The sequence below is a fragment of the Mycobacterium sp. SMC-2 genome (genome assembly GCF_025263485.1).
In the GTDB taxonomy this organism is placed as follows: domain Bacteria; phylum Actinomycetota; class Actinomycetes; order Mycobacteriales; family Mycobacteriaceae; genus Mycobacterium.
Window position 1 is genome coordinate 2,166,065 of record NZ_CP079863.1, and the last position, 25,845, is coordinate 2,191,909.

General features: G+C 68.1%; 28 protein-coding genes and 1 pseudogene. 2 read left to right on the forward strand and 27 right to left on the reverse strand.

Annotated elements, in window-relative coordinates; all coding sequences use genetic code 11:
- Positions 1-7: 7 nt before the first annotated feature.
- From nuoK to KXD96_RS10405, 24 genes are all read right to left on the reverse strand, one after another.
- Positions 8-307, reverse strand: a complete 300-nt coding sequence (gene nuoK / locus KXD96_RS10290; RefSeq protein WP_007168303.1) for an NADH-quinone oxidoreductase subunit NuoK — start codon at positions 305-307, stop codon at positions 8-10.
- A complete protein-coding gene (locus KXD96_RS10295; protein WP_260744470.1) occupies positions 304-1,092 on the reverse strand; it encodes an NADH-quinone oxidoreductase subunit J in 789 nt (262 codons plus the stop codon). The genes nuoK and KXD96_RS10295 overlap by 4 nt, the downstream gene beginning before the upstream one ends.
- Positions 1,089-1,583 carry an NADH-quinone oxidoreductase subunit NuoI gene (gene nuoI / locus KXD96_RS10300; protein WP_260745305.1) on the reverse strand — a complete coding sequence of 165 codons (495 nt, stop codon included), beginning with the start codon at positions 1,581-1,583 and terminating at the stop codon, positions 1,089-1,091. The genes KXD96_RS10295 and nuoI overlap by 4 nt, the downstream gene beginning before the upstream one ends.
- 43 nt (positions 1,584-1,626) lie before the next feature.
- A complete protein-coding gene (gene nuoH, locus KXD96_RS10305) occupies positions 1,627-2,889 on the reverse strand; it encodes an NADH-quinone oxidoreductase subunit NuoH (protein WP_260745306.1) in 1,263 nt (420 codons plus the stop codon).
- Between the two features lie 11 nt (positions 2,890-2,900).
- On the reverse strand, positions 2,901-5,321 hold the full coding sequence (locus KXD96_RS10310; protein WP_260744471.1) for an NADH-quinone oxidoreductase subunit G: 2,421 nt from the start codon (positions 5,319-5,321) through the stop codon (positions 2,901-2,903).
- Complete coding sequence (gene nuoF / locus KXD96_RS10315) at positions 5,321-6,652, reverse strand: NADH-quinone oxidoreductase subunit NuoF (protein ID WP_260744472.1); 1,332 nt, start codon at positions 6,650-6,652, stop codon at positions 5,321-5,323. The genes KXD96_RS10310 and nuoF overlap by 1 nt, the downstream gene beginning before the upstream one ends.
- Positions 6,649-7,407, reverse strand: a complete 759-nt coding sequence (gene nuoE, locus KXD96_RS10320) for an NADH-quinone oxidoreductase subunit NuoE (RefSeq protein ID WP_260744473.1) — start codon at positions 7,405-7,407, stop codon at positions 6,649-6,651. The genes nuoF and nuoE overlap by 4 nt, the downstream gene beginning before the upstream one ends.
- A complete protein-coding gene (nuoD, locus tag KXD96_RS10325) occupies positions 7,404-8,741 on the reverse strand; it encodes an NADH dehydrogenase (quinone) subunit D (RefSeq protein WP_260744474.1) in 1,338 nt (445 codons plus the stop codon). The genes nuoE and nuoD overlap by 4 nt, the downstream gene beginning before the upstream one ends.
- Positions 8,741-9,448: an NADH-quinone oxidoreductase subunit C gene (locus KXD96_RS10330; protein ID WP_260744475.1), complete on the reverse strand. Its 708-nt coding sequence runs from the start codon at positions 9,446-9,448 to the stop codon at positions 8,741-8,743. Before KXD96_RS10330 ends, nuoD begins: the two co-directional genes overlap by 1 nt.
- Complete coding sequence (locus KXD96_RS10335) at positions 9,445-9,999, reverse strand: NADH-quinone oxidoreductase subunit B family protein (RefSeq protein WP_260744476.1); 555 nt, start codon at positions 9,997-9,999, stop codon at positions 9,445-9,447. The genes KXD96_RS10330 and KXD96_RS10335 overlap by 4 nt, the downstream gene beginning before the upstream one ends.
- A 7-nt stretch (positions 10,000-10,006) precedes the next feature.
- Positions 10,007-10,384 (reverse strand): NADH-quinone oxidoreductase subunit A, encoded by a 378-nt coding sequence (locus KXD96_RS10340; RefSeq protein WP_260744477.1) that lies wholly within the window; start codon positions 10,382-10,384, stop codon positions 10,007-10,009.
- Positions 10,385-10,652: 268 nt separating this feature from the next.
- The gene (locus tag KXD96_RS10345; RefSeq protein WP_260744478.1) at positions 10,653-11,066 is read right to left on the reverse strand and encodes a hypothetical protein; all 414 of its coding nucleotides are present in this window, start codon (positions 11,064-11,066) and stop codon (positions 10,653-10,655) included.
- Between the two features lie 30 nt (positions 11,067-11,096).
- Positions 11,097-11,633: a YceI family protein gene (locus KXD96_RS10350; RefSeq protein ID WP_260744479.1), complete on the reverse strand. Its 537-nt coding sequence runs from the start codon at positions 11,631-11,633 to the stop codon at positions 11,097-11,099.
- Between the two features lie 33 nt (positions 11,634-11,666).
- On the reverse strand, positions 11,667-12,056 hold the full coding sequence (locus tag KXD96_RS10355; RefSeq protein ID WP_260744480.1) for a nuclear transport factor 2 family protein: 390 nt from the start codon (positions 12,054-12,056) through the stop codon (positions 11,667-11,669).
- Positions 12,057-12,064: 8 nt separating this feature from the next.
- On the reverse strand, positions 12,065-12,403 hold the full coding sequence (locus tag KXD96_RS10360) for a DUF6285 domain-containing protein (protein WP_260744481.1): 339 nt from the start codon (positions 12,401-12,403) through the stop codon (positions 12,065-12,067).
- Positions 12,403-13,389, reverse strand: coding sequence for a phosphotransferase family protein (locus KXD96_RS10365; RefSeq protein WP_260744482.1), 987 nt, complete (start codon positions 13,387-13,389; stop codon positions 12,403-12,405). Before KXD96_RS10365 ends, KXD96_RS10360 begins: the two co-directional genes overlap by 1 nt.
- Positions 13,386-14,621: an acyl-CoA dehydrogenase family protein gene (locus KXD96_RS10370; protein WP_260744483.1), complete on the reverse strand. Its 1,236-nt coding sequence runs from the start codon at positions 14,619-14,621 to the stop codon at positions 13,386-13,388. Before KXD96_RS10370 ends, KXD96_RS10365 begins: the two co-directional genes overlap by 4 nt.
- A gap of 9 nt (positions 14,622-14,630) precedes the next feature.
- Positions 14,631-15,257, reverse strand: a complete 627-nt coding sequence (locus tag KXD96_RS10375) for a TetR/AcrR family transcriptional regulator (RefSeq protein WP_260745307.1) — start codon at positions 15,255-15,257, stop codon at positions 14,631-14,633.
- Positions 15,257-16,153, reverse strand: coding sequence for a hydroxymethylglutaryl-CoA lyase (locus KXD96_RS10380; protein ID WP_260744484.1), 897 nt, complete (start codon positions 16,151-16,153; stop codon positions 15,257-15,259). The genes KXD96_RS10375 and KXD96_RS10380 overlap by 1 nt, the downstream gene beginning before the upstream one ends.
- Positions 16,150-17,355 (reverse strand): CaiB/BaiF CoA-transferase family protein, encoded by a 1,206-nt coding sequence (locus KXD96_RS10385; protein WP_260744485.1) that lies wholly within the window; start codon positions 17,353-17,355, stop codon positions 16,150-16,152. Before KXD96_RS10385 ends, KXD96_RS10380 begins: the two co-directional genes overlap by 4 nt.
- Entirely contained in the window at positions 17,352-18,527 is a 1,176-nt protein-coding gene (locus KXD96_RS10390) for an alpha/beta hydrolase (protein WP_260744486.1), read from the reverse strand. Before KXD96_RS10390 ends, KXD96_RS10385 begins: the two co-directional genes overlap by 4 nt.
- Positions 18,527-19,618: a homogentisate 1,2-dioxygenase gene (locus KXD96_RS10395; RefSeq protein ID WP_260744487.1), complete on the reverse strand. Its 1,092-nt coding sequence runs from the start codon at positions 19,616-19,618 to the stop codon at positions 18,527-18,529. Before KXD96_RS10395 ends, KXD96_RS10390 begins: the two co-directional genes overlap by 1 nt.
- A 114-nt stretch (positions 19,619-19,732) precedes the next feature.
- On the reverse strand, positions 19,733-20,704 hold the full coding sequence (locus KXD96_RS10400; RefSeq protein WP_260744488.1) for an NADPH:quinone oxidoreductase family protein: 972 nt from the start codon (positions 20,702-20,704) through the stop codon (positions 19,733-19,735).
- 22 nt (positions 20,705-20,726) lie between these two features.
- Positions 20,727-21,725: an acryloyl-CoA reductase gene (locus KXD96_RS10405; protein WP_260744489.1), complete on the reverse strand. Its 999-nt coding sequence runs from the start codon at positions 21,723-21,725 to the stop codon at positions 20,727-20,729.
- 22 nt (positions 21,726-21,747) lie between these two features.
- Here KXD96_RS10405 and KXD96_RS10410 point away from each other — a divergent pair.
- Positions 21,748-21,875: pseudogene (locus KXD96_RS10410) on the forward strand (oxidoreductase); the annotation flags it as partial.
- A gap of 105 nt (positions 21,876-21,980) precedes the next feature.
- Here the strand turns inward: KXD96_RS10410 and KXD96_RS10415 are convergent.
- The 3 genes from KXD96_RS10415 to hisN all read right to left on the reverse strand — a co-directional run bounded on the left by KXD96_RS10415 (position 21,981) and on the right by hisN (position 25,488).
- Complete coding sequence (locus tag KXD96_RS10415; RefSeq protein ID WP_260744490.1) at positions 21,981-23,186, reverse strand: acyl-CoA dehydrogenase family protein; 1,206 nt, start codon at positions 23,184-23,186, stop codon at positions 21,981-21,983.
- A gap of 32 nt (positions 23,187-23,218) precedes the next feature.
- Positions 23,219-24,622, reverse strand: a complete 1,404-nt coding sequence (locus KXD96_RS10420; protein ID WP_260744491.1) for an acyl-CoA dehydrogenase family protein — start codon at positions 24,620-24,622, stop codon at positions 23,219-23,221.
- Between the two features lie 80 nt (positions 24,623-24,702).
- A complete protein-coding gene (hisN, locus tag KXD96_RS10425) occupies positions 24,703-25,488 on the reverse strand; it encodes a histidinol-phosphatase (RefSeq protein ID WP_260744492.1) in 786 nt (261 codons plus the stop codon).
- A 22-nt stretch (positions 25,489-25,510) separates the two neighbouring features.
- Between hisN and KXD96_RS10430 the strand changes: the two genes are divergently transcribed.
- Positions 25,511-25,840 (forward strand): hypothetical protein, encoded by a 330-nt coding sequence (locus KXD96_RS10430; RefSeq protein ID WP_260745308.1) that lies wholly within the window; start codon positions 25,511-25,513, stop codon positions 25,838-25,840.
- Positions 25,841-25,845: the final 5 nt, after the last annotated feature.

Below are 25,845 nucleotides of genomic sequence, written 5' to 3' on the forward strand. Positions count from 1 at the left end.
GGCGTTGTCAGCCTTTGAGTAGGTTCGCGTCGTCCACCGACGCCGATTTGCGGGCACGGAAAATGGTCATGATGATGGCCAGTCCGACGACGACCTCGCACGCGGCCACCACCATCGTGAAGAACGCGATCATCTGCCCGTCCAGGTGGCCGTGCATCCGCGCGAACGTGACGAACGCCAGGTTGACCGCGTTCAGCATCAGCTCGACGCACATGAACATCACGATGGCGTTGCGTCGCAACAGCACACCCGAGGCCCCAATGGTGAACAGCAGGGCCGAAAGATACAGGTAGTTGGCCGGATTCACGAAGCGCCGCCTTTGATGGCCTGACGGGAGGGGGTTTCCTTGCCGTCGGCGCCGCGGCTACGCAGGATCGGCGACACCGACAGTTCCGAGTACGACCCGTCCGGCAGCAGCGCGGCCACGTCGACGGCGTTGTGGCGCGCGTAGACGCCGGGGTTGGGCATCGGGGTCGGGTGCCCGCCGGGCTGGAATCTCTCCTGCGAGAGTTCCCGCTGCGTCTTGCGGCGCTCGAAGCGCTCGCGGTGGGCCAGCACCATCGCCCCGATGGCCGCGGTGATCAGCAGCGCGCTGGTGAGTTCGAATGCCCACAGATAACGGGAGAAGATCAGCGCGGCAAGGCCTTCCACGTTGCCGTTGGCGTTGGCGGCGGTCAGGCCCGCGAAGCCTCCGGTCGCGGCGGTGCCGATCGCGGCGATCAGCAGAACGCCGAACCCGATACCCGCCAGCACCGCGGCGATGCGCTGCCCGTGCAGCGTCTCCTTGAGGGATTCGGCGGAATCCACGCCGATCAGCATCAGCACGAACAAAAACAGCATCATGACCGCGCCGGTGTAGACCACGACTTGGACGACACCGAGAAACAGCGCGTCCTGGACCATGTAGAACACCGCCAGGACGATCATCGTCATCGCCAGGAACATCGCGGAGTATACGGCGTTGACCGACAGCACCACCCCGATCGCGCCGATCAGCGCCAGCGCGCCCAGCACCCAGAACGCCACCGCCTCACCGGTGGAGGTGCGGGCGATCGTGTCGGCCGCCAGGAGCTGGCCCGTGAACGCGGTCATCGGGAGCCGCCGGCCGTCTCGGACTCGCGCAGGCCGTTCGCCGTGACGTTGCCCAGGTAGTAGTCCTTGTCGGTGGCGCCGGGTGCCCGGGGGTGCGGCGGCGCGGTCATGTCGGGGAGCAGGGGGGCCAGCAGCCGGTCCTTTTCGTAGATCAGGTCGGCGCGGTTGTCGTCGGCCATCTCGTAGTTGTTCGTCATCGTCAGCGCGCGGGTCGGGCAGGCCTCGATGCACAGACCGCAGCCGATGCAACGCAGGTAGTTGATCTGATAGACCCGGCCGTAGCGTTCCCCGGGCGAATACCTGAGCTCCTCGGTGTTGTCCGCGCCCTCGACGTAGATCGCATCGGCGGGACATGCCCACGCGCACAGCTCGCACCCGATGCACTTCTCCAGGCCGTCCGGGTACCGGTTGAGCTGGTGACGCCCGTGATAGCGCGGTGCAATGGGGCCCGGCTTCTCCGGATACTCCTCGGTCACGCGCCGTTTGAACATCGATGCGAACGTCACGCCGAATCCGGCTACGGCGTCCAGGAACTTAGCCACGTGCTTTCTCCTTGCTCGCAGCCGCCAGGGACTTCATCGGCAGCGGCGGTGTCGGGAATACCGGTGCGGAGATCTGTCCGGCCGGTAGTTGCTTGGCCTGGCGGCGCAGCTGTCGCTCCAGCGCGCGAATGCCGGGCGTGGCGAACGGCTTTCGCAACAGCAGCACCAACGCCGTGGCGAACACGACGCTGCAGGCCACCAGCAGCGGGGTCCAATGCGCATACCCCTGGTTCTGCAGCGTGCGGATCACTGCCGCGATCAACACCCAGACCAGCGAGGCCGGGATCAGCAGCTTCCAGCCCAGCCCCATGAACTGGTCGTAGCGCAGCCGCGGCAGTGAGGCCCGCAGCCAGAAGTAGATGAACAGGAAGGTCCACATCTTGGCGGTGAACCACAGCACCGGCCACCACCCGGTGTTGGCGCCCGCCCACATGTTGATCGGCCAGGGCGCATGCCAACCTCCGAAGAACAACGCGGTGGCCAGCGACGAAACGGTCATCATGTTGACGTACTCGGCCAGCATGAACATCGCGAACTTCAGCGACGAGTACTCGGTGTGGAATCCGGCGACCAGCTCCCCCTCGGCCTCGGGCAAATCGAATGGCGCCCGGTTGGTTTCACCGACCATCGAGATCAGGTAGATCACGAACGACGGCAGCAGCAAAAAGACGTACCAGACCCGGTCCTGCGCGGCGACGATCTGCGAGGTCGACATGGAGCCGGCGTAGAGGAACACCGCCGCGAACGACAGCCCCATCGCCACCTCGTAGGAGATGACCTGGGCGGTGGAGCGCACGCCGCCCAGCAGCGGGTAGGTGGACCCGGACGCCCAGCCGCCGAGCACGATGCCGTACACCCCGATCGCCGACAGGCCCAGGATGAACAGCACCGCGACCGGCAGATCGGTCAGCTGCAGCGGTGTGCGGTGGCCGAACACCGACACCACCGGGCCGAACGGGATGAACGCGAAGGCGGTGAACGCGGGGATCGTGGAAATGACCGGCGCCGCGAAGTAGACGAACTTGTCCACGCCGCCCGGGGTGATGGTTTCCTTGAGCGCCAACTTGATTCCGTCGGCCAGGCTCTGCAGGGCGCCCCACGGTCCCGCGCGGTTCGGTCCGGGCCGCCGTTGCATCCAGCCGAGGATCTTGCGTTCGAGCAGGATCGCGACCAGCACGTTGAGCATGAGGAACACGAAGATGGCCAGCGCCTTGCCCAGCACCAGCCACCAGGTGTCGTGTCCGAAGGCAGCCAAGGAGGTCGTCATCATGAGCCCACTCCGATTTTCACTGTGCTGCCGATGGTTACGCCCAATTTCCGGTGCACCGCCGAACCGGGCGAGTTCAGCGGAAGCCACACCACCCGGTCGGGCATGTCGGTGATGATCAGCGGCAGGCTGATCGATCCGCGCGCCGTGCTGACCGTGACCGCGTCGCCCTCGGCGGCGCCGATTTCGGCGGCCGTGTCGGCTGACAGGCGCACCGCGGGTTCGCGCGCGGTCCCGGCCAAATGCGGTTCCCCGTCCTGCATCCGGCCGTTGTCGAGCAGCAGCCGCCAGCCGGTCAGCACCGCTTGGCCTTTTTCAGGCCGGTTGCCGGCCTGGTCCGGTTGCGGCGTCGCGACGGCGGGCCCGGCGGCCCAGCCACCTTCCCACATTCCCAGCGCCGACAGTTCCGCGCGGGCCGCTTCGGCGGTCGAGAGCCCCAGATAGACGCCCATCTCCTCGGCCAGGGCGTCGAGCACCCGGTGGTCGGATTCACTGGCTTGCTGCGTGGTGCCATGCAGTGCGGGTTCGAACGGGCGGTAGCGGCCCTCCCAGTTGACGAACGCGCCTGCCTTCTGGGCCGTCGACGCCACCGGAAACACCACGTCGGCGCGTTCGGTGACGGCGCTGCGCCGCAGCTCCAGGCTGACCACGAACCCCGCGGCGTCCAGTGCCGCCAGCACCGCTTCGGGGTCGGCGAAGTCGTCGGGTTCCACACCCCCGACAAGCAACGCGCCCAGGGTGCCGTCGGCGGCGGCGGCCAAAATGCCGTCGGCGTCACGCCCAGCGGCAGAAGGCAATTGGTCAACGTTCCACGCCGCGGCGATCTGCGCGCGGGCGGTCTCGTCGTCGAGTGGGCGGCCGCCTGGCAGCAGGCTGGGCAGCGCGCCGGCCTCCAGCGCGCCGCGCTCGCCGGCCCGGCGCGGCACCCAGGCCAGCCGGGCGCCGGTGGTGTCGGCGAGCCGGGCGGCGGCGGACAATCCGCCGGGCACCGTGGCCAGCCGCTCCCCGACCATGATGACCGCGCCGGGGGAGGAGAGCAGGTCGCCCACCTCGCCGGTGCCCAGCCCGTCCAGCGCCGCCGCTTCGCTGCCCGGGACGGTCTTGACGAGCCGCCCCGACATCTTGGTCAGCGCCCGGGTCGCGAACGGCGCGACCGCGTGCACCGGCAGCCCGCGCTTGCGGGCGGCCTTGCGCAGCCGCAGGAACACGATGGGCGACTCGTCTTCCGGCTCGAACCCGACCAGCAGCACCACCGGCGCGGATTCCAGATCGGAATAGCTGACGTCACGGCGGCCGGCGATGCGTGCCGCCAGGAAGTCGGCCTCTTCGGCCGAGCTCGGACGGGCGCGGAAGTCGATGTCGTTGCTGTCCAAGACGATTCGGGCGAACTTGGAGTAGGCGTAGGCGTCTTCCAAGGTGGCCCGGCCGCCGACGAGCACACCCGTGCGCCCGCGGGCCGCCTCGAGACCCCGGATCGCCGTCGCCATCGCGTGCGACCACGACGCGGGCACCAGCGCCCCGTCCGCATCGCGGATCAGGGGAGTGGTGATCACGTCCGGCTGGGTCGCGTAGGTGAACGCCCACCGGCCCTTGTCGCAGTTCCACTCCTCGTTGACCTCGGGGTCGTCCCCGGCCAGGCGGCGCAGCACCTTGCCGCGGCGGTGGTCGGTGCGCTGGGCGCACCCCGACGCGCAGTGCTCGCAAATGCTCGGGCTGGAGACCAGGTCGAACGGGCGGGCCCGGAAACGGTACGCGGTCCCCGTAAGCGCGCCCACCGGGCAGATCTGCACCGTGTTGCCCGAAAAGTACGAGTTGAACGGCTCGTTGGCGTAGATGCCGATCTGCTGCTGCGCGCCGCGCTCCAGCACGTCGATGAACTTGTCCCCGGCGATCTGGTCGGAGAACCGGGTGCAGCGCACGCACGAAATGCACCGCTCGCGGTCCAGCAGCACCTGCGAGGAGATGTTGATCGGCTTGGCGAAGCGCCGTTTGCTGTCGTGGAAGCGGCTCTCGGGTCGGCCGTTGGACATCGCCTGGTTCTGCAGCGGGCATTCGCCGCCCTTGTCGCACATCGGGCAGTCCAGCGGATGGTTGATCAAGAGCAGCTCCATCACCAGGTGCTGCGCCTTGTCGGCGACCTCCGAGCTCAGTTGGGTGCGTACCACCATCCCGTCGGTGGCCGCCACCGTGCACGAGGTCATCGGCTTGCGCTGGCCCTCGATCTCCACGATGCACTGCCGGCACGCGCCCACCGGGTCCAGCAACGGGTGTTCGCAGAACCGCGGGATCTGGATCCCCATCAATTCGGCGGCACGAATCACCAAAGTCCCTTTGGGAACAGTGATCTCGTTGTCGTCGATGGTCAACGTCACCATCTCCGCGTCCGCGACGTTCTTGTGGGTGTCGGCCGTCTGGGTCATCAGTGCCGCTCTCCGTTCGAAGCGAGCATGGACTTTCGGGGGTCGAACGGGCAACCGCCGCCCTCGACGTGGGCGACGTACTCGTCGCGGAAGTATCGAATCGACGACTGCACCGGCATCGCCGCGCCATCGCCCAACGCGCAGAACGACTTTCCGAACAGAACGTCGGCGATGTCGAGGAGCGTGTCCAGATCCTCCTGGGTGCCCTGGCCGTTTTCCAGCCTGTCGTAGATCGGGACCAGCCAGTAGGTGCCCTCCCGGCACGGCGTGCATTTGCCGCACGACTCGTGCTTGTAGAACTCCGACCAGCGCCGGGCCGCGCGCACCACGCACGTCGTCTCGTCGAAAATCTGCAGCGCCTTGGTCCCCAGCATCGACCCGGCCCCGCCCACGCCCTCGTAGTCCAGCGGCACGTCGAGGTGCTCCTCGGTGAGGATCGGTGTCGACGACCCGCCCGGTGTCCAGAACTTGAGCCGATGCCCGGCCCGTACGCCGCCGGCGTATTGGAGCAACTCGCGCAACGTGATACCCAGGGGGGCCTCGTACTGGCCCGGGCGGGTGACGTGTCCGGACAGCGAATACAGCGTGAAGCCAGGCGATTTCTCGCTGCCCATCGACCGAAACCACTCGACACCGTTCAGAATGATCGGCGGCACGCTGGCAATCGATTCGACGTTGTTGATGACGGTGGGGCAGCCGTAAAGGCCGGACACCGCGGGGAACGGTGGCCGTAGCCGCGGCTGGCCGCGGCGGCCCTCCAGCGAATCCAGCAGCGCGGTTTCCTCACCGCAGATGTAGGCGCCCGCGCCCGCGTGCACCACCAACTCCAGATCGAAGCCCGAGCCGTTGATGTCGCGGCCCAGGTAGCCGGCGGCGTAGGCCTCGGCCACCGCGTTCTGCAGGCGGCGCAGCACGGGCAGGACTTCCCCGCGCACGTAGATGAACGCGTGGTGGGCGCGGATCGCGTACGCGGCGATGATGACACCCTCGACGAGGAGATGCGGTGCCGCCAGCATCAGCGGCATGTCTTTACACGTACCGGGTTCCGACTCGTCGGCGTTGACCACCAGGTAATGCGGCTTGGCGGCCGCGCCGGTGTCGCCCTGCGGGATGAACGACCACTTCGTCCCGGTCGAGAAGCCGGCGCCGCCGCGCCCGCGCAGCCCGGAGTCCTTGACGGTCGCGATCACGTCGTCGGGCGCCATGCTCAGCGCCTTCTTCATCGCCTGGTAGCCGTCGTGACGCCGGTAGGTCTCGAGAGTCCAGGACTCGGGGTCGTCCCAAAAGCGGCTGAGGACCGGGGTGAGCGGCGTGGCCTGAGCGCTGGTCATGACTGGCTCTCCGGGGGAGTCGGTGCCTGCATGCCGTGTTCCTTCGCCACTTTCAGACCGGCCAGGGTGGCCTCGCCCGCGCCGCCCTGTCCTTGGTCGGGGCGCTCGTCGGGGAGGCCGGCCAGGATGCGCGACGTCTCGCGGAAGGCGCACAGCGGAGCGCCGCGGGTGGGCGGCCGGGGCTCACCGGAGCGCAACGAGTCGACGAGTTCGCGTGCGGATTCGGGCGTCTGGTTGTCGTAGAACTCCCAGTTGACCATCACCACCGGCGCGTAGTCGCAGGCGGCGTTGCACTCGATGTGTTGCAGGGTGACCGAGCCGTCGGCGGTGGTCTCGTCGTTGCCGATGCCCAAATGCTCTGTCAGGGAGTCGAATATCGCGTCACCGCCCATGATGGCGCACAGCGTGTTGGTGCACACACCCACCAGATAGTCGCCGGTCGGCCCGCGGCGGTACATCGTGTAGAACGTCGCCACGGCCGCCACCTCGGCGCCGGTCAGTCCGAGCTGCTCACCGCAGAACTCCAGACCCGCCGGGGTCAGGTAGGAGTCCTCGGCCTGCACCAGGTGCAGCAACGGCAGCAGCGCCGAGCGCTTGTTGGGGTAGCGGCCGATGATCTCCTTGGCGTCGAGCTCGAGCCGTGCCCGCACCTCCGGTGAATACGACTGCGGCGCACCCTCGACGACGAACGCGTTGGGTTCCTCGGGCGGTGGCCCGAGCCGGAGGAAGACCGGCTGTCCCTGTGGGCCGGTCACCGGTCCACCCCGCCCATGACCGGGTCGATGCTGGCGACCGCGGTGATCAGGTCGGCCACCATGCCGCCCTCGCACATCGCGGCGACCGACTGCAGGTTGGTGAACGAGGGGTCCCGGAAGTGCACCCGGTAGGGGCGGGTCCCGCCGTCGCTCACCATGTGCACGCCCAGCTCCCCGCGCGGCGATTCCACCGCGGTGTAGACCTGGCCCGGCGGCACCCTGATGCCCTCGGTGACCAGCTTGAAGTGGTGGATCAATCCCTCCATCGAGCTGCCCATGATCTTGGCGATGTGCTCTTCTGAGTTACCCATGCCGTCCGGGCCCACCTTCAAATCGGCCGGCCAGGCGATCTTGCGGTCGGAGATCATGGTCGGGCCCGGCTGCAACTTGTCCAGACACTGCTCGACGATCTTGACCGACTCCCACATCTCGTTGACCCGAATCATGTAGCGGCCGTAAGCATCACACGTGTCGGCGGTCATGACGTCGAATTCGTAGTTTTCATATCCGCAGTACGGTTCGCTCTTTCGCAGGTCGTGCGGCAACCCGGTGGCGCGCAGGATCGGCCCGGTGATGCCCAGCGCCATGCACCCGGTCAGATCCAGGTAGCCGACGTCCTGGGTGCGGGCCTTCCAGATGGGGTTCTCGTTGAGCAGATCACCCATTTCGCGCAGCACCTGGCGCAGCGGCTTGAGGGCTTCGGCGATGTCGTCTTTTGCGTTGGGCGGCAGGTCCTGCGCCACGCCCCCCGGCCGGATGTAGGCGTGGTTCATCCGCAACCCGGAGATCATCTCGAACAAATTCAGCACGATCTCGCGCCCACGGAAACCCACGAACATCGGCGTCATGGCGCCGAGTTCCATGCCACCGGTGGCCAGCGCGACCAGATGCGACGAGATCCGGTTGAGCTCCATCACCATCACCCGGATGACGTTGACCCGCTCCGGTATCTGATCGGTGATGCCGAGCAGCTTCTCCACACCCAGGCAGTACGCGGCCTCGTTGAAAAACGGTGACAGGTAATCCATTCGGGTCACAAAGGTGACGCCCTGGGTCCAGAAGCGGTATTCGAGATTCTTCTCGATCCCGGTGTGCAGATAACCGATCCCGCAGCGCGCCTCGGTGACCGTTTCGCCCTCGATCTCGAGGATCAGCCGCAGCACCCCGTGGGTGGACGGGTGCTGGGGTCCCATGTTGACGACGATCCGTTCGCCGGGGTCCGCCTTGCGCGCGGCTTCGACGATCTGGTCCCAGTCCTGACCGCCGGCGACCAAGACGGTCTCTGGGCTTTCGGCGCCGCCTCCACCGTTGGTCGAGTCAGTGATTGTGCTCATCAGTTGTAGGCTCTCCGCTCGTCGGGCGGGGGTATCTGCGCCCCTTTGTATTCGACGGGGATGCCGCCGAGGGGATAGTCCTTGCGCTGCGGATGCCCATGCCAGTCGTCGGGCATCTCGATGCGGGTCAGCGATGGATGCCCGTCGAAGATGATGCCGAAGAAGTCGTAGGTTTCGCGCTCGTGCCAGTCGGTGGTCGGATAGACCGAAAACAGCGACGGAATGTGCGGATCGCTGTCCGGCACAGCCACTTCCAGGCGGATACGGCGATTGTGCGTGATCGACTGCAGCGGGTAGACGGCGTGCAGTTCGCGGCCCGTCTCGTGCGGGTAGTGCACCCCGCTGACGCCCAGGCACATCTCGAAGCGCAGTTCCGGTTCGTCACGCAAACGCTGCGCGACCTGCGGCAGCAACTCCCGGCGAACGTCCACGGTCAGCTCGTCGCGGTACACCACGACTTTCTCTATCGCGTCGTTGAATTCGACACCGTGGCGCTTTAGCGCCTCGGCCAGCCGGTCCACCACGTCGTCGAAGTATCCGCCGTAGGGTCGCGGGGTGCTGCCCGGGAGCGTGACCTCGCGCACGAGCCGGCCGTATCCCGACGTGTCACCGGTGTCGTACACACCGAACATGCCGTGCCGAACGTCAATGACTTCCTCGTCGCCGCTGGTTATCGCTTCCCGCGGGTCTTGGCGTGGTGAGCTCATCGCAACAGTCCGCGCATCTCGATCGTCGGCTTGGCAGTCAGCGCCGCCTGTTCGGCCTCGGCGATGGCCTCTGCCCGGTTGACGCCCAGCGGCATCTGCTGAATCTTCTCGTGCAGCTTGAGGATTGCGTACAGCAGCATCTCCGGGCGCGGCGGGCAGCCGGGCAGGTAGATGTCCACCGGGACCACATGGTCCACGCCCTGCACGATCGCGTAGTTGTTGAACATCCCGCCGGACGACGCGCACACGCCCATGGCCAGCACCCACTTCGGCTCGGCCATCTGGTCGTAGATCTGGCGCAGCACCGGCGCCATCTTCTGGCTCACCCGCCCCGCCACGATCATCAGATCGGCCTGCCGCGGCGTCGCCGAGAACCGCTCCATGCCGAACCGCGCGAGGTCGAATCTTGGCCCCGCGGTTGCCATCATCTCGATGGCACAGCAGGCCAACCCGAACGTCGCCGGCCACAACGAGTTCTTGCGGACGTACCCGGCCACCTTCTCGACCGTTGACAGCAGAATCCCACCGGGCAGCTGTTCCTCGAGACCCACGTCTACCTCAATCCCACGTCAGGCCGCCGCGGCGCCACACATAGGCGTACGCCACGAAGACCGTGAGCATGAACACCACCATCTCGACCAACGCGAACGTTCCCAGCGCGTCGTAACTGACCGCCCAGGGATACAAGAACACGATTTCGATGTCGAAGACGATGAAGAGCATTGCGGTCAGGTAGTACTTCACCGGGAACCGCTGCCCGGGCGTCGCATGCGGGCCACTCACCGACGTTTCGGTCGGCTCGATGCCGCATTCGTATGCGGCCATCTTCGACTTGTTGTAGCGCGACGGGCCGGCGAGGCTCGCGATCACGACCGATCCCACGGCGAAGGCCGCGGCTATCCCTCCGAGCACCAGGATGGGTATGTAGACGTTCAAGTCGCTCCAAGATCTCCTCGTACGGGTCGCCGGTGCGGCGGCCGGGCGGGGGCGGGCTGCTGTGACGGATCCGGGCTGCGGGCCGTCCCAGTGACCTTCAACATAGCGTCGCGAAGACGGGTGCGTTTTGTCGGGGTGGGGGTATTCGTCCCGTTTTTGTGTCGCCGCAACCGGGCGGCTTTGCGTCGCGCGCGGCCGGGGGCGCGCCGACGCGGGGCTCTCCTCCGCCGGTGCGGCGATGACCGCGGGATAACCGCAGGTGAGAGTGCTAGCGGGTGGGGGTGCGGAGCAGTCCGAGGACCGTGCGGCCCAGCACGATGGGATCGAGGGGGTGCGGCACGGCGGATTCGGCCCGCGACCAGTTCGCCAGCCAGGCGTCGTCCGGCCGACCGGTGAGCACCACGATCGGCGGGCACGTCGCGAGTTCGTCTTTGAGTTGTTTGGCGATTCCCATGCCGCCGGTGGGCGTGGCTTCGCCGTCCAGAATGGCCAAGTCGATGCCGCCCTCGTCCATGTGCCGCACCACCATCGGGGCGGTCGCCACCTCGAGATAGGTCAGCTCGGGCAGATCCGGATGCAGATGCTTGCCCAGCGCCCGTATCACCCGTTCGCGGGTTTTGGCGTTATCGCTGTAGACCAGGATCCGCAGGGCGACGCTGGATTCGGGGCTGGAATCGGACACGGTGCAGATGCTACTGGTGCCGGACCGGCTTCACTGGGCAGCCCGGACGAAGACGGTTTCCGCCGCCGCCGTCGCCGTCGGGCCGATCATGCCGAACCGGTTCCAGCCTAGGTCGAACTGGGTGCGATCGACCTTGGCCGATCCGGCGATCCGGATCGAGCCGTCGTCGAGCTCGGTGATCGTGGCGGACACGGGCACCGGCGCGGTGATGCCCTTGATCGTGAAGGCGGCCCGGAGGTCTGCGGACTTGCCTTCGGTCGGCTGCACCGCGGTGACGACGACGCCGATCTCACCGAAGCGCTCGACGTCGAAGAAGTCGGCCGAGCGCAGGTGCTTGTCGCGGCGGCCGATGCCGGTGTCCAGGGAGGCGGCGCGGATGTCGAGGCGGCCGTAAACCGCCCCCTTCCCCGTCAGCTGGCCGTCGCCGCTGAACTCGGTGAAGCGTCCCTTGACGTTCAGCAGGCCCCACATGTTCGGGATCTTGAAAGTGATCGTCGAGCGGTCCGGGACCAGGTTCCACACGCCGGCCACGTCGGGATCATTCAGAAGTGTTTCCAGAGTCGTCATCGTCACCCCCAGCTGTCGTGGCGAATGTAACGCCTAGGCCAGCAACGGCGCGATCTCTGCGGGATCGAAGTACTCGTCGATCCGGTCGAGCCGGCCGTCGCCGCCCACCCTGATCACGATGCAGACCCGCATCGAGATCGATTGGCCGGCATGGCCGATGGCGTGCAGGACGTGCTGCTGGACGAAGCCGCCCTCGAAGAATTGCCGGTCCAGGACTTCGTAGTGGCGCTCGGTGGTCGCGGTGATGAACCAGTCGATCACCCGCAGGGCGCGGGCCTTGCCGTCCTCGCGGCGCGCGCCGACCCGCCAGACCGCGATGTCGTCGCTCCACATCCGGTCCACCGCCGCGAAGTCGCCCTTCTCGATCGCCGTGAACAGGCGGTCGGCCGCGTCGGCAACGATTTCCGTATTCGCAGCGGGCATGCTCGCTCCTATTCGCAGTCGTATCCGGGGTGGGCGGCCGCCAGCCGGCGCCGCACCAACGTGCGCAGGCAGGCGGTGACTTCGAGGCCTCGCCCGTCCATCTCGCCGGCCCGTATCGCGGCGGCAAGCTCTTCCTCGTCGGCGAAGCCCAAGTCGGCCAGCGCCGCACGGGATTCGGCCTCGCTCTCGTCGAGCAGTTCGCGCTCGACGATGCGCAACGCGTTGGCGGCCACCCTCGCGTGGAAGTTGACCTGCCCGCTGGTCGCCGCCCGCACGTCGGTCTCCAGGAATTCGGCCACCGCGGTTACGAGTTCGGCCGCGAGCGGGCGGCCGTACGGTCCGATCATCACGCGGCCCCTTCGAGCAGGTCGAGCAGGTCCCACTCGGTTTCGCACACGCGGCGACCGATCGTGGCCAGCTCCACCGAGCGGAACTGACCGGTCAAATGCCGCTCCGCCTGGTAGCGGCAGATGACGCCCCACCGCAGCGTCGCCAGCACCAGCCACCAGTGAAACGCCACCCGGTCGACGCCAGTCCCGCCGGCCTGTTCGTAGTCCCGCAGGAAGCTCTCGACGCTGCCGAGGCCGCCGGCGCCGAGGCTGGCCGGGGCGCCGAAGCGCCAGGCGCGGATGCAGAACCAGGCCAGGTCGTCGTAGGGGTCGCCGCGGTGCACCAACTCCCAGTCGAGGACGGCGGCGAGGCGGGACCCGTCGACGATGAGGTTGCCCATCCGGTAGTCCCCGTGCACCAGCACGTCCCCCGACGGTTCCGGCCTGCGGGCCTCCAGCCAGCGAAACGCCCATTCGAAGGTGGCCGTGGTGTCGCCCATGGCGTCGAGCCGCTCGCGCCACTGCGCGAGCGGATCCTCGCGGGCCAGATCGGGGATGTTCGGGTCGGCGCGGTGGATGGCCGCCAGGGCCTGCGCGCATTGCCGCAGCAGAGTCGCGCGGGCCGCCTGCCCGCCCGCCTCGTCGAGCTGACGCTGGATGCGCCGGACGATGGTCTCGCCCGCGATCGCGTCGCAGATCAGAAACGGATTGCCCAGTGCGGCAGGCGAATCGCCGGCGATGAGGACGTGGGGGACCGGGGCGCCTGCGGCAGCGGCGGCGGCCTGGGCGCGCGCCTCCAGCTCCATGCCGGCGTGCACGTCGTCGGGCGCGCCGGTGCGCAGGATCAGGGCTCGGCGCCGGTCACCGGTGACCGCGTCGAACGCCCACGTGGAGCGGCTGGCGCCGCCGGTCAGGGCGCGCAGGTTTTCCACCGCGACATCGGCGCCCAGCACGCTCCCCAGTTTCAAGGCGAGTCGCGAGGCCAGCTCCTCGGTCGGCGTCACTTGCCAAACTTAAACAGCCGCTGCGCCACCCGGCGAATCTGGATCTCCTCGGCTCCCTCGGTGATCCGGTAGCGACGGTGGTGGCGATAGATGTGCTCGAACGGCTCGTGCCGGCTGTAGCCCAGGCCGCCGAAGATCTGCATGGCTCGATCGGCGGCGTCGCAGACGAGTCGATTGGCCCGATAGTTGGCCATCGACACCTTGTCCGAGACCTCCATGTGGTGGTTCCGGTCCAGATGCCAGGCCGCGTACTGAACCAGCAGCCGCACCATCTGGGCCTCGGTCTGCAATTCGGCCAGCGGCCATTGCACGGCCTGGTTGACCGACAGCGGCTTGCCGAACACGGTCCGCCGCCCGGCGTATTCCGCGGCGCGGTCGATGCAGTACTGTGCCGCACCCAGGCTGCTAGCCGCCTGCCGAATCCGGTTCTCGTGCAGGAACGTCTGCGCGACTTCCAGGCCGCGGTCCACCTCGCCGAGCACCGCGTCACCGGGCACCCGGACGTCGGTCAGCTGAACCTCGCCGTGATCGGTCGGCATGTTGAACATCCACCAGTAGTAGGGGACGTCGAACCCCGGCGCGTCCGTCGGCACCAGAAACGCCGTGATGCCCCGCGCCTGGCCCGGCTCACCGGACGTGCGAGCGAAGACCAGGTCGTGGGTCGCGCGGTGGACGCCGGTGTTGAACCGCTTGGCGCCGTTGATCACCCAGCCGTCGCCGTCGGCTTGTGCGCGCGTCTGGAGCCAGGTGGCGTCCGAGCCGTGCTGCGGCTCGGTCAGCCCGAACGCCATGGAGCGTTTCCCGGTGATCAGCGCCTCGGACCAGAGCCGCCGTTGCTCCTCGGTGCCGAAGCGCTCCATCATGATCACCTGCGGGAAGTTGCCGACGATCGAGGACTCGTTCTGCAGGTCGTTGTGCAGGCCGAGGCCCTTGTGCGCCAGGTGTTCCCGGATGACGGCCATGTCGACGTTGGTGCCGTCACGGCCACCCAGCGAGGCCGGTAGCCCGTACCGCAGCCAGCCCGCCTTGTCGGCTCGCCGGCGCATCTCGGCGAGCAGGTCCTCCCACTCGCGCGTCGGGATGCCGTCGTTGTCCCAGTCGGTGCGGGCATGCTCGCGGCGCTTGTCGAAATACTGGATGTGTTCGCGCTCCAGCGGTTTGATCTCCGCCTCGATGAACTCGTCCATCTCCGTGAGCACAGCCGGAAGGTGTTCGGGCAGTGTGAAATCCACAGTTTTCTCCTAAGTCTCCTTGCCGCTGCCGTAGAGAGTTTTCTTCCAGATCGTCGACAAGGTGGCAATGGCGTCCCGGTCGCTGATCTTGATGCCCAGGTTGGAGGGGCCGACGAAGACGGTGGTGAAGTTCTCGAACAGCAGGGCGATGGCCGCCGCTGTGTGTTGCGGGTCGAGTTCGGTTCCGTAGCCCTGCTCCTGGGCGCGGCGCACCGAGGCGGCGACGATGTCCATGCCAAACCGGCGGAATTCGTTCTGGACACCCGCGAATCGGCGCTGGGTGGCGGCGAGCTGGGCAACGGCGATCATGATGCCGATGTTCTGCTTGAACATGTTCCAGTAGCCGGTGACCACCGCGGTGAAGAACGCGTCGTCGTCGGGCGATGCCGGTAGCTCGAGGCTCAGCCCGGACGGGGTCAGGACGTCGTGCAAGAACGATTCGGCCAGGGCGGCGAGCAGGTCTTCCTTGTCGGCGAAATACCGGTAGAACACCGCGGGCGACTTGCCCGCCGCCGAGGTGATGTCGGCCAGCGTAGTGCCGTGAAAACCCCTTTCCGCGAACAGCTTCCGGGCGGCCTGCTCGATGGCCTGCCTGGTCTGGCGGCCCTTGGCCGTCAGCGTGTCCGGGGCGGGCATCATGTCCGGATCCCGTCGCCGGCGCGCAGCAAAGCGCTCGGCAGGGCATGGCCGACAACGGATTTGGCGACCTCGGCCGCGGAGATGGCGGCCTGCAGGTCGACGTCGACGTCGATGCCGCTGTCGGCCAGCAGGTACACCAGGTCCTCGGTGGCGATGTTGCCGGTGGCGCCCGGCGCGAACGGGCAACCGCCCAGCCCGCCCACCGAGGCGTCCAGCCGGGTCACCCCGGAGCTGACCGCGGCATAGGCGCTGGCCAGCCCGGCGCCGCGGGTGTTGTGGAAATGCCCGCCCAGCGGCAGGTCGCCGATCACCGGACGCAGCTGTGCGATCAGCGAACTCACCCGCCCCGGGGTGGTGGTGCCGATCGTGTCGGCGATCGACAGGCGGTCGGCGCCGCGGTCGCGGGCGGCCGCGGCGATGTCGAGCACCCGCTGCGCCGGCGTGGGCCCTTCGAACGGTGAGTCCCACGCGGTGGCGATGATCACTTCGACGGTGACGTGACCGTCGCGCGCGATGGCCACGATCTCGTCGATCGCCGCGGTGGCCTCCGCGCTGGTGCGCCCGACGTTGGCCTTGCTGAACGTGTCGTCGGCGGCCACCACGTACTCGATCGAGCGCAGCCCCGCCGCGACGGCCCGCTTGGCCCCGTTCGGGCTGGCCACCAGGGCGGAGAACTCGATGTCGGGGTAGTCGCGCAGGTGCGCGGCGAGCTCGGCGGCGTCGGCCATCGACGGCACCTTCGACGGCGAGACGAACGCGGTGGCCTCGACCTCGCGAACGCCGGTCGCGGCGATGGCGGCCAGCAGTTCGAGCTTGGCGTCCAACGGGATCGGCGCTTCGATCTGCAGCCCGTCGCGCAGCGCGACCTCGCGGATGGTCACGTGTGTGTTCACAGCACCTCCTCGGCCCGCAGCTCCTCGAGCTCCTCGGCGCTCTTGCCCAGCAGCCCGATGTAGACGTCGTCGTTGTGCTGGCCCGGGCGGGCGGGGCCCGCGTTGCGGACGCTGCCCGGCGATTCGGAGAGCACCGGCACGATGCCCGGCCCCAGCACGTCGCGCCCGATGCGTTCGTCGAAGTGTTCGACCAGCATGCCGCGGGCCCGCAGCTGCGGATCGTTGACCACCTCCGCGACCGTGTTGATCGGCCCGGCGATCACCCCTGCGGCACTCAGGGTTTCGATGATGTCCCCCGGCGGGCGCTCCGCGGCCCACGCCCCGATGATCTCGTCGAGCTCGTCCTGGTTGCGGCCGCGGGCGGCGTGCGTGGCGAACCGGTCCTCGGTGGCCAGCTCGGGGCGCCCCATCGCCTTGCACAACCGGGCGAAGACGGTGTCCTGGTTTGCGGCGATCACCACCCACGAGCCGTCGGCGCTGCGATAGATGTTGGACGGCGCGATGCCCTCCAGCCGGGTGCCCGACGGTCCGCGGACCACGCCGCCGACGTCGTAGTCGGGAATGGTGGATTCCTGGACGGCCAAACAGGATTCGGTCAGCGCGACGTCCACCACCTGGCCGCGCCCGGTGATGCCGCGGCGGTACAGCGCCGCCAGCGCGCCCTGCGCGCCGAACATGCCGGCCAGGGTGTCGCCGAGCGAGAGCGCGAGCCGGGGCGGCGGTCCGCCCGGGAAACCGTTGAGGTGGCGCAGTCCGCTGGCCGCCTCGGCCACCGAGGCGTAGCCGGCCTTGTGCGCCTCGGGCCCGGTCTGCCCGTAGCCGGACACCCGGACCAGGATGATGCCCGGGTTTCGGGTACTGAGCACGTCGTAGCCCAGGTCCCATTTCTCCAGCGTCCCCGGGCGGAAGTTCTCCACGACGATGTCGGACTTCTCGACGAGCTCACAGAACAATTCGCGGCCGCGCGGGCGGCGCAGGTCCAGGGTGATCGCTCTCTTGTTGCGCGCGTGCACCGTCCAAAAGACATGCTGCCCGTCGACCTCGGCCTGGCCCCAGGTGCGCAACGGGTCCGGGGCACCGGGGGGTTCCACCTTGATGACGTCGGCGCCCATGTCGCCCAGCAGTCGTCCGGCGAACGGGCCCGCGATCAACGTGCCCAGTTCGAGCACCCGCACTCCGTCCAGTGGCCCGGCGACGCTCATCCGGCGCCCGCGAAGTCGTGGCGGACCAGCCAGTCGGTGACGATGTCGACGGCCGCGCGCAGCTTGTCGCGCTGGTCGGGGCCCGCGTAATAGTGTGTGGCGCCGGGGATTTCGTGCATCTCCTTGTCATGGTGCCCGATCGCCTCGAAGAGCCGCCGGGTGTGGCTGGGCGTGCAGGCATCGTCGGCCAGGTTACCGATGACCAGCGCCGGGACCGCGAGGTCGGCACCGCAGGCTACCCCATCGCCGCGGGCGTCGTCGTAACTCCATTGCGAGAGCCAGCCGCGCAGCGTGGAGAACCGCGCCAGCCCCACCGGGCTCATGTTCACCACTTGAGGATCCCCCAGGTAGCAGGTTCCCGGGGTGCGTTCGTTGGGATCGACGGTCGGGTCCAGCCAGCGCGGGTCGGCCATGGTGCCGTGCACCACGAAACAGAACTCGTCTTGCGGGCGCCCGGCCGCCTTTAACTCGGCGAGCTTGTCCCTGACCCACGCGGTGATGCGCCGGTTGCGCATCACCTGTGCGCTGCGGTAGCGGGCCAGGAATTCCTGGCTGTAGGGCGGCTGGTTCGGGTTGTCCGGGTTGTAGAGGTCCAGCTCGGGATCGCGCTTGGTGGGGTCGGATTCGTCGAGGATCGACGCGTCGAGCCATTCGGTCAGCGTGCCGTGCCGGCTGATGTGCGCCGCCAGCAGCATGATGCCGTCCGCGGGGGTCAGGTCCAAAGCGGTCAGGTCGGGGCCGTCACCGGACGGGCTCGACGTGATGGTGGGGTGCTGGGCCTGCTGCTGGTAGAACATCGACAGCGAGCCGCCGCCACTCCACCCGGCCAGCACCACCTTGGAATAGCCCAGCCGCTTCTTGGCGTCCTTGATGCACTCGCCGAGGTCCTCGACCACCTTCTCCATCAGCAGCGCCGAGTCGGTGCCGCGGAACCGGCTGTTGCAGTAGATGACGTGATGGCCGGCCCGGGCCAGCGCGCCCGTCATCGGCAGGTAGGCGCCGCCCCCGATCGGGTGCATGAACACCAGCACGGTGTCCGAGGGCTTGTCCTTCGGCCTGAGCAGGTAGCTCTCCAGCACGGTGATCTCGGCCAGCCCGCCGTAGACGTCGCGGACGGCGGAATTGTTCTGGAACGCAACGAGATAGGGGATGCGTTCGTACTCGTGCTTCATCAGTGTTGTCCTAGGTCGTGCGCCAGTACCTCGGCCGACGGGGTCAGTCGCCGGCGGGTGTCGACGGCGATCACCTGCCAATCGACGCGGGAGTACTCGTCGAACTTGCGGCGCGCCCGTTCCCGCGCCTTCTCCGGTGCGCCGTGGTGAACGCCCTGCGGCGCATGGGAAATCAGACCCGGCGGCATCGGGATGCCGTAGAGCGAGCCGCCGTGAAAGAAGGCGATCTCGTCATAGTCGACGTTGCGGTGGTACCACGGCGTGCGCTCGGTGCCGGCCACACCTTCGGCGGGCTTGGGCAGGAAGTTCATCACGTAGACGCCGGTGGCCTGCATGAACAGGTGCACCGTCGGTGGCAGGTGCACGCTGTCGGAGGTGACCACGTTGTAGTCGGCGATGTTGAAGGTGAACGCGAAGTTGTCACCCCGCCAGCCCTCGACGTCGAGCGGATTGTGTTGGTAGTAAAGCGTTGTCGGGCCGCCCTCGTGGATAAGCCGCACCTCGTACTCGTCGCGTCCGTCGTCGTCGACGGGTGCGGGGTCGGGGATGGTGGCCTGCGACGGGTCGAAGGGGAAGTGCCGGCCCAGCGGACCGGGCGGCGGCGCCCGGAACTCGTCGGTCGCCTCGACCATGAGCAGCGTCGTCTCGCTGTCGGGCACCTGGCGCCAGGTGCACGCCTTGGGCAGGTAGATCCAGTCGCCGTCGCGGTAGCGCAGCGGCCCGAACTCGGTCTCGACCAGACCGCCGCCCTGGTGCACGAAGCACAGCAGGTCGCCGTCCACGTGGCGGGTGTAGAACGGCATCGGCTCGTGGCGGCGGCTCAACAGGATTCGGCAGTCGGCGTTGCTGAACATCAGCAGCGGACCGCCGTCGGCGTCGGTGGCGTCACTGGGCTTGAGCTCGCCGGCCAGCACGTCGATGGGCCGCAGCGGGCCGACCGCGCGGTAGGCGGTGGGGTCGTGGCGGCGATAGAGGTTCGCCGTGCGGCCGGTGAATCCGCCCCGGCCCAGCTCGTCGTCCTTGAGCCCGTCGAGATCGGCGTGGAGTCGGCGTGGCGTTGTCCCTTTGCGCAAGTGGACGAAGGATTCCATGGATGACCCCCGGGGGCTGGCGTTCAGAAATTGAAAGTGACATTAGTTTTTGTTTCTGGACCACACAAGGGGTGGTCGCCTTGTCCACGAGACGTGATCCAGCCATCTCGCGCGTCAATCGCGGACGCGCACCACGACCTTGCCCTTGGCCGTGCGGTTTTCCAGGGACGCGACGGCGGCGGCGGCCTCGTCCAGGGGGTAGACCTCCGGGGTGGGCGGAGCCAGCCGGCCCGAGCTGAGCAGCTTTTCGAGTCCGGCCCACTGCTCGGCCAGGGCGTTCGGATGCGTCGCCGTCCAGGCCCCCCAACCCACGCCGACGACGTCAATGTTGTTGAGCAGCAACCGGTTCACCTTTACGGTCGGGATGTCTCCACCGGTGAAGCCGACGACCAGCAGCCGCCCGCCCGGGGCGAGCGAGCGTAGCGAGTCGGTGAACCGGTCGCCGCCGACCGGATCGAGCACGACGTCGACGCCGCGACCCCCGGTGAGCTCCTTGACCACGTCCTTGAACCCGTCGGCAAGCACCACATCGGTGGCCCCGGCGGCCGTCGCGACGTCCGCCTTCTGTTCCGTGCTGACCACCGCGATGGTGCGCGACGCCCCGAGCAGCGGCGCCAGCCGCAGCGTCGATGTCCCGATGCCGCCGGCGGCGCCGTGCACCAGCACCGTTTCGCCCTGGGCCAGCCGGCCGCGCACCGTGAGGGCGAAGTACACCGTCAGGTCGTTGAACAGCAGGCCGGCGCCGGCCTCGAAACTCACGTTGTCGGGGAGCTTGAACACCCGGTCGGGTTGCAGGATCGCGACTTCGGCCATGCCGCCGGACAGCATGGTCAGTCCCACGACCCGGTCCCCGGCCTGCACGTGTGCGCCATCCGGCGCCGAGCGCACCACACCGGCGATCTCGGCGCCCAGCACGAACGGTGGCTCGGGGCGGTACTGATAGAGGCCCCGCGTGAGCAGCGCGTCGGGGAAGGCGGCGCCGGCGGCATGAACGTCGACGACAACGCCGTCACCGGACGGTTCGTCGACCTCCGCCACCTCGATCGCGTCCGGACCATCCAGCCGAGTCACCCGCGCAGCACGCATGGTCGGACAGCCTACTGCCGACTCAAAACCCCCCGGCGACCCGCACCACCGCCCGCCCGGTGAACTTGCCGGCGCGAACCTGATCGAGCACATCGACGACGTCCTTGACATCGACGTCGGTGGTGAGTGCGTCGAGATGACGCGGCCGCAACGAATCGCCCAGCAGCGCCCACAGTTTGCGTCGCCGGCCGATCGGCATCTGCACCGACTCCATTCCCAGCAGCGCGACGCCGCGCAGGATGAACGGCATCACCGTGGTGTGCAACGCCGGACCGCCGGTCAGCCCGCTGGCGGCGACCGCCCCACCGTAGTCGACCGCGCTGAGCACGTCGGCCAGCGTCGCGCCGCCCACGCAATCCACCGCGCCCGCCCACCGGGCCTTGGCCAACGGCCGCGGTTTGGCGTCGGGATCCTCCGGCAACCGGCCGATAACCTCAGCGGCGCCAAGCTCTTTCAGCAGCCCGGCCGCCGGTTTTTTGCCGGTCGACGCCACCACCCGGTAGCCCGCGGCGGCCAACAGGTCCACGCTGATCGAGCCCACGCCTCCGGAGGCGCCGGTGACGACGACCGACCCGGCGCCGGGTTCGATGCCCCAGTCCATCAGCGCCTGCACGCTCATCGCGGCGGTGAAGCCGGCGGTCCCGATCGCGGCGCCCTCGTGCGGGCTCAACGCGCCGAGCGCGACGACCTGGTCGCCGGGCAGGCGCGCGTATTCGGCGTAGCCGCCATGATGGCCGGTTCCGATCTGGTACCCGTGGGCCAGCACCTTATCGCCGACGGTGAAGTCCGGTGACCCAGACTCGACCACCTCGCCGGTCAGGTCGATGCCCGGCACCACCGGATAGCTGCGCACCACGCCGCCGCCCGGGGTCAGCGCCAGCGCGTCCTTGTAGTTGACGCTCGAATAGAGCACGCGGATCGTCACCTCGCCGGGGGGCAGGTCCGAGTGGCTCAATGTCTCGACCGACGCGGTTATCCGGTCGCCATCTTCGCGGGCGACGAGCGCTTGAAACGTGTCCATGGCTCGACGCTAACCACACCGTATGGATTTTTTTCCACTCGGTCGCTTTTCGGTGTCCCGGGCGGGCCTCGGCGCCATGCAGTTGCCTGGCCCGAACGCGTTCGGCCCGCCGTGGGCCGCGACGAGGCGCTGGCCGTGCTGCGGCGGGCAGCTGGACGCCGTCGCCGACGAGTGCGCGCCGAACGTGAACTCACTGCGAAAAAATCGCCGATTGCTCGCAGTGGTTACACGTTCGCCGCAGAGTGGTTGCCAGAGCTATTTCAGCTCGGCCGACGACAGCCCCAGCAAGCGGCGGGCGACCACCAACTGCTGGATCTGCTGGGTGCCCTCGAAGATGTCCAGGATCTTCGAGTCGCGCGCCCACTTCTCCAGCATGGATTGCTCGGAATATCCTGTGGTGCCCGCCAATTCGACGGACTTGAGGGTGACGTCGCTGGCCATGCGGCCGGCCTTGGCCTTGCTCATCGACGCCTCTTTGGAGTTGGGGATCTTGTTGTCGGCCTGCCACGCGGCGCGCAGCGCCAGCAGGTAGGCGGCCTCCCAGTCGGCCTCCATGCGCAGGAATTCGGCCGCCGCGGCGCTCTGGGCGTGCGACGGTTTGTCGTAGGAGATCTCCACCCCGGCCTCGGTGAGGATCTTGCGGATCTCCTCGAGGGCGGCGCGGCCCACGCCGATGGCCATGGCGGCCACGATGGGCCGGGTGTTGTCGAAGGTCTCCATGACGCCTGAGAAGCCCTTGCCGACTTCGATTTCCGGGTTGCCCAGCAGGTTTTCCTTCGGGATGCGGACGTTGTCGAACCGGATCGCCGCGGTGTCGGAACCCTTGATGCCGAGCTTGTGCTCGAGCCGTTCGACGGTGACACCGGGGTGCTCGCGCGGCACGATGAACGACTTGATCGCCGCGCGGCCCTGTGATTTGTCCAGCGTCGCCCACACCACGATGTGGGTGGCGCGCGAACCGGCCGTGACGAAGATCTTCTCGCCGTTGAGGATGTACTCGTCGCCGTCGAGCCTGGCGGTGGTGGACACCGCAGCCGAGTCGGAGCCGAAGCCCGGTTCGGTGATGGCCATCGCCGCCCACACCTTGCCCAGGCGCTCCAGCTGTTCCTCGGTGGCGACCGCGGAGATCGCCGCGTTTCCCAAACCTTGGTAGGGCACCGACAGCATCATCGCAACGTCACCCCAGCAGGCCTCCAGGGTCTGCAGCAGTGCCGCCATGTTGGCGCCGTTGTGGTTTCTGTCCCGGTCCCGGTTCTCGTCCCCCAGCGCGTCGGCCCCGGCGAATTCGATGGATTCCGAGGCGCCCGCGAACAGGTTGTACAGCGTGTCGAGTTCGACCGGGTAGGCGTGTTCCTTCAGGTCGTATTTGCGGGCGATCGGCCGCATCAACTCCGCGGCGCCCTGATGGGTCTTGACGACCACCGCTTGCAGCTTGCGGGGCAGCTCCAGATTGATTGCCATGATGCAACTTTCAGCTCGAATTGAGTAACGACTCAGATGACGACAACGCCCTCGGCCACGCCGATGGCCCGCAGGTCGCGATACCAACGCTCGACCGGGTGTTCTTTCGTGAAGCCGTGGCCGCCGAGCAGCTGCACGCCGTCCAGGCCGATCTGCATGCCCTTGTCGGTGCCCAGCCGCTTGGCCAGCGCCGCCTCGCGGATGAAGGGCAGGCCCTGCTCGGCGCGGGCCGCACCGCGCCAGGTGATCAGCCGCAGCCCGTCCAGCTCAATGGCGATGTTGGCGCACATGAACGCGACGGCCTGACGATGAGCGATCGGCTCGCCGAAGGCCTCGCGCTCCTTCACGTAGGGAACGACGTAGTCGAGCACCGCGTGCGAGGTGCCCACCGCCAGCGCCGCCCAGCCCAGCCGGGACAGGGCGATCGCCTCCGAGTAGTCGTCGTCGGTGGCCTCGTCCTCGCCCAGCCGCGCGCTCAGCGGGACCGTGACGCCGGAGAGCTCCACCTGGCCCAGCGCCGCTGCCCGGATGCCCATGCTCGGATCCGCCTTGACGCTAAGGCCTTTCGTCGACGATTCGACGACGAACAGGGCCGGCTTGCCATTCAGCTGCGCGCCGACGATGAACAACTCGGCGTCGGCCGCCGCCGGGACCAACGACTTCACGCCGTCGAGGCGGTAGCCGCTCGGCGTGCGCACCGCGGTGGCCTTCAGGTGGGTGGGGTCGAACAGAGGTTGCGGCTCGGCGATCGCGACGCAGGCCTGGGGAACGTTCTCCCCGGCGAACTCGTGCAGATAGGTGGCCTGCTGGTCCGCGCTGCCCCAGTGGGTCAGCGCGGAGGCCACGCCCCCCGGGGCCAGGATGGGCAACGCCAGACCCATGTCGCCGTAGGCGAGCGCCTCGGCCACCAGCACGTTGGTCACGCTGGAGCGGTGTGCGGCGATGCCGTCGAAGTCCTCGGGGATGTTGATGGCGGTGATGCCCAACTCCGCGGCCTTGGCGATCAGGTCGGGCGGGTAGCTCGCCGCCTCGTCGGCGTCGTGCGCCGCGGGCCGCAACACTTCCTCGGCGAATTCGTTGAGGGTCTCGACGATCATCTTCTGGTCGTCGTCGGGCGTCAGGTCGAAGTAGTCCTTGCCGCTCGACTTCAGCCGGGTGGGCCCGCCGCGCAGGTTCTGCAGCCGTTTGAACTGCCGGGAGGCATTGGCGGCCGTGGAGAAGATCGTCTTGGTGCCGTACTGCAGCCCGCGATTGACCGGGTCGCGCAGCCTGTACTTGTCCAGGAACTCCTGGCCCATGAGCGGGGTGAGCAGCGCGATGGCGATGTCGACGCCCGTGCGCTTGTGTGGTTGCAGTCCGACCGCGCTGTGGTGGTCTTTCCGTTTGCGGCGGGAGCGGGCGGATTTTGAGTTTGAACCGGAACGAGTGTCGGTCATTGTCGCCAGCCTGAAGTAGTCGGGGCAATGCGGATAAGCCTATCTTACTCTGGAGTAAGATCACAGAGAACACTTGTTAACTAATTCACAAGCGCCAGTGACCGGAGCACCCGCTCGTGCAGCGGCCCGTTCGTCGCCACGGCGCTGCCGCGGTGCGGCCCCGGGACGCCGTCCAGGCCGGTCATCGTCCCGCCGGCCTCGCGCACCAGGATGTCGAGCGCGGCCAGGTCCCATACCGACACCTCGGGTTCGGCGGCGATGTCGACGGCCCCCTCGGCCACCAGGCAATAGGACAGGAAATCGCCGAAGGCGCGCACCCGCCACACGGCGTCGGTCAGCGCGATGAAACGTTCCCGCAGCCCGCGCTCCGCCCACCCGGACAGGCTCGAGAACGAGAGGCTAGCCGAATCCAGTTGTGCCACAGAGGAAACCGACAGCCGGCGCGGTGTCGCGTCGTCGACCGCGACGAAGGCGCCCCGGCCGCGCGCCGCCCACCACCGACGCTGGAGCGCGGGGGCGCTGACGACCCCGACCACCGGCAGACCGTCCTCGAGCAGCGCGATCAGGCTGGCCCACACCGGCACGCCGCGCACGAAGTTCTTGGTGCCGTCGATGGGGTCGATGATCCACTGCCGCCCGGTGAAAGCGGTGGTCCCGCCGAACTCCTCGCCGACGACGCTGTCGTGCGGCCGTTCCCGGCCCAGCGCTGCCCGCAGTTCGGATTCCACCCCGCGATCGGCGTCGGTCACCGGGGTCAGGTCGGGCTTGGTGTCCACGTGCAGGTCGAGCGCCCCGAACCGGGCGGAAGTCAGCGCGTCCGCGCGGTCGGCCAGCGTCAGCGCCAACGTCAGATCGTCCTGACTCATGACGCAGTCCTACCATGGCCGGGTGTGGGAATTCGGTGTGCTCATCCTGTTGGTGGCCGTGTTGGCGGTCGCCCTTGCCCAGCGGTTCCTCCCTCGCGGACCCCGCGGCGAGCAGCTGAACGGCACGCTGCTGGTGACCGGGGTGAGCCCGCGGCCGGAGGCCACCGGTGAGCAGTTCGTCACCATTTCCGGTGTGATCAACGGTCCCACGGTCAGCGAACATGCGGTGTATCAGCGCATGGCGGTCGATGTCGAGCATTGGCCGACCATGGGCCAGTTGTTCCCGGTGGTGTATTCGCCGAAGAATCCGGACAACTGGAGGTTCGCGCCGCCCGAGCCACCCCCGGCGTAGCGTCG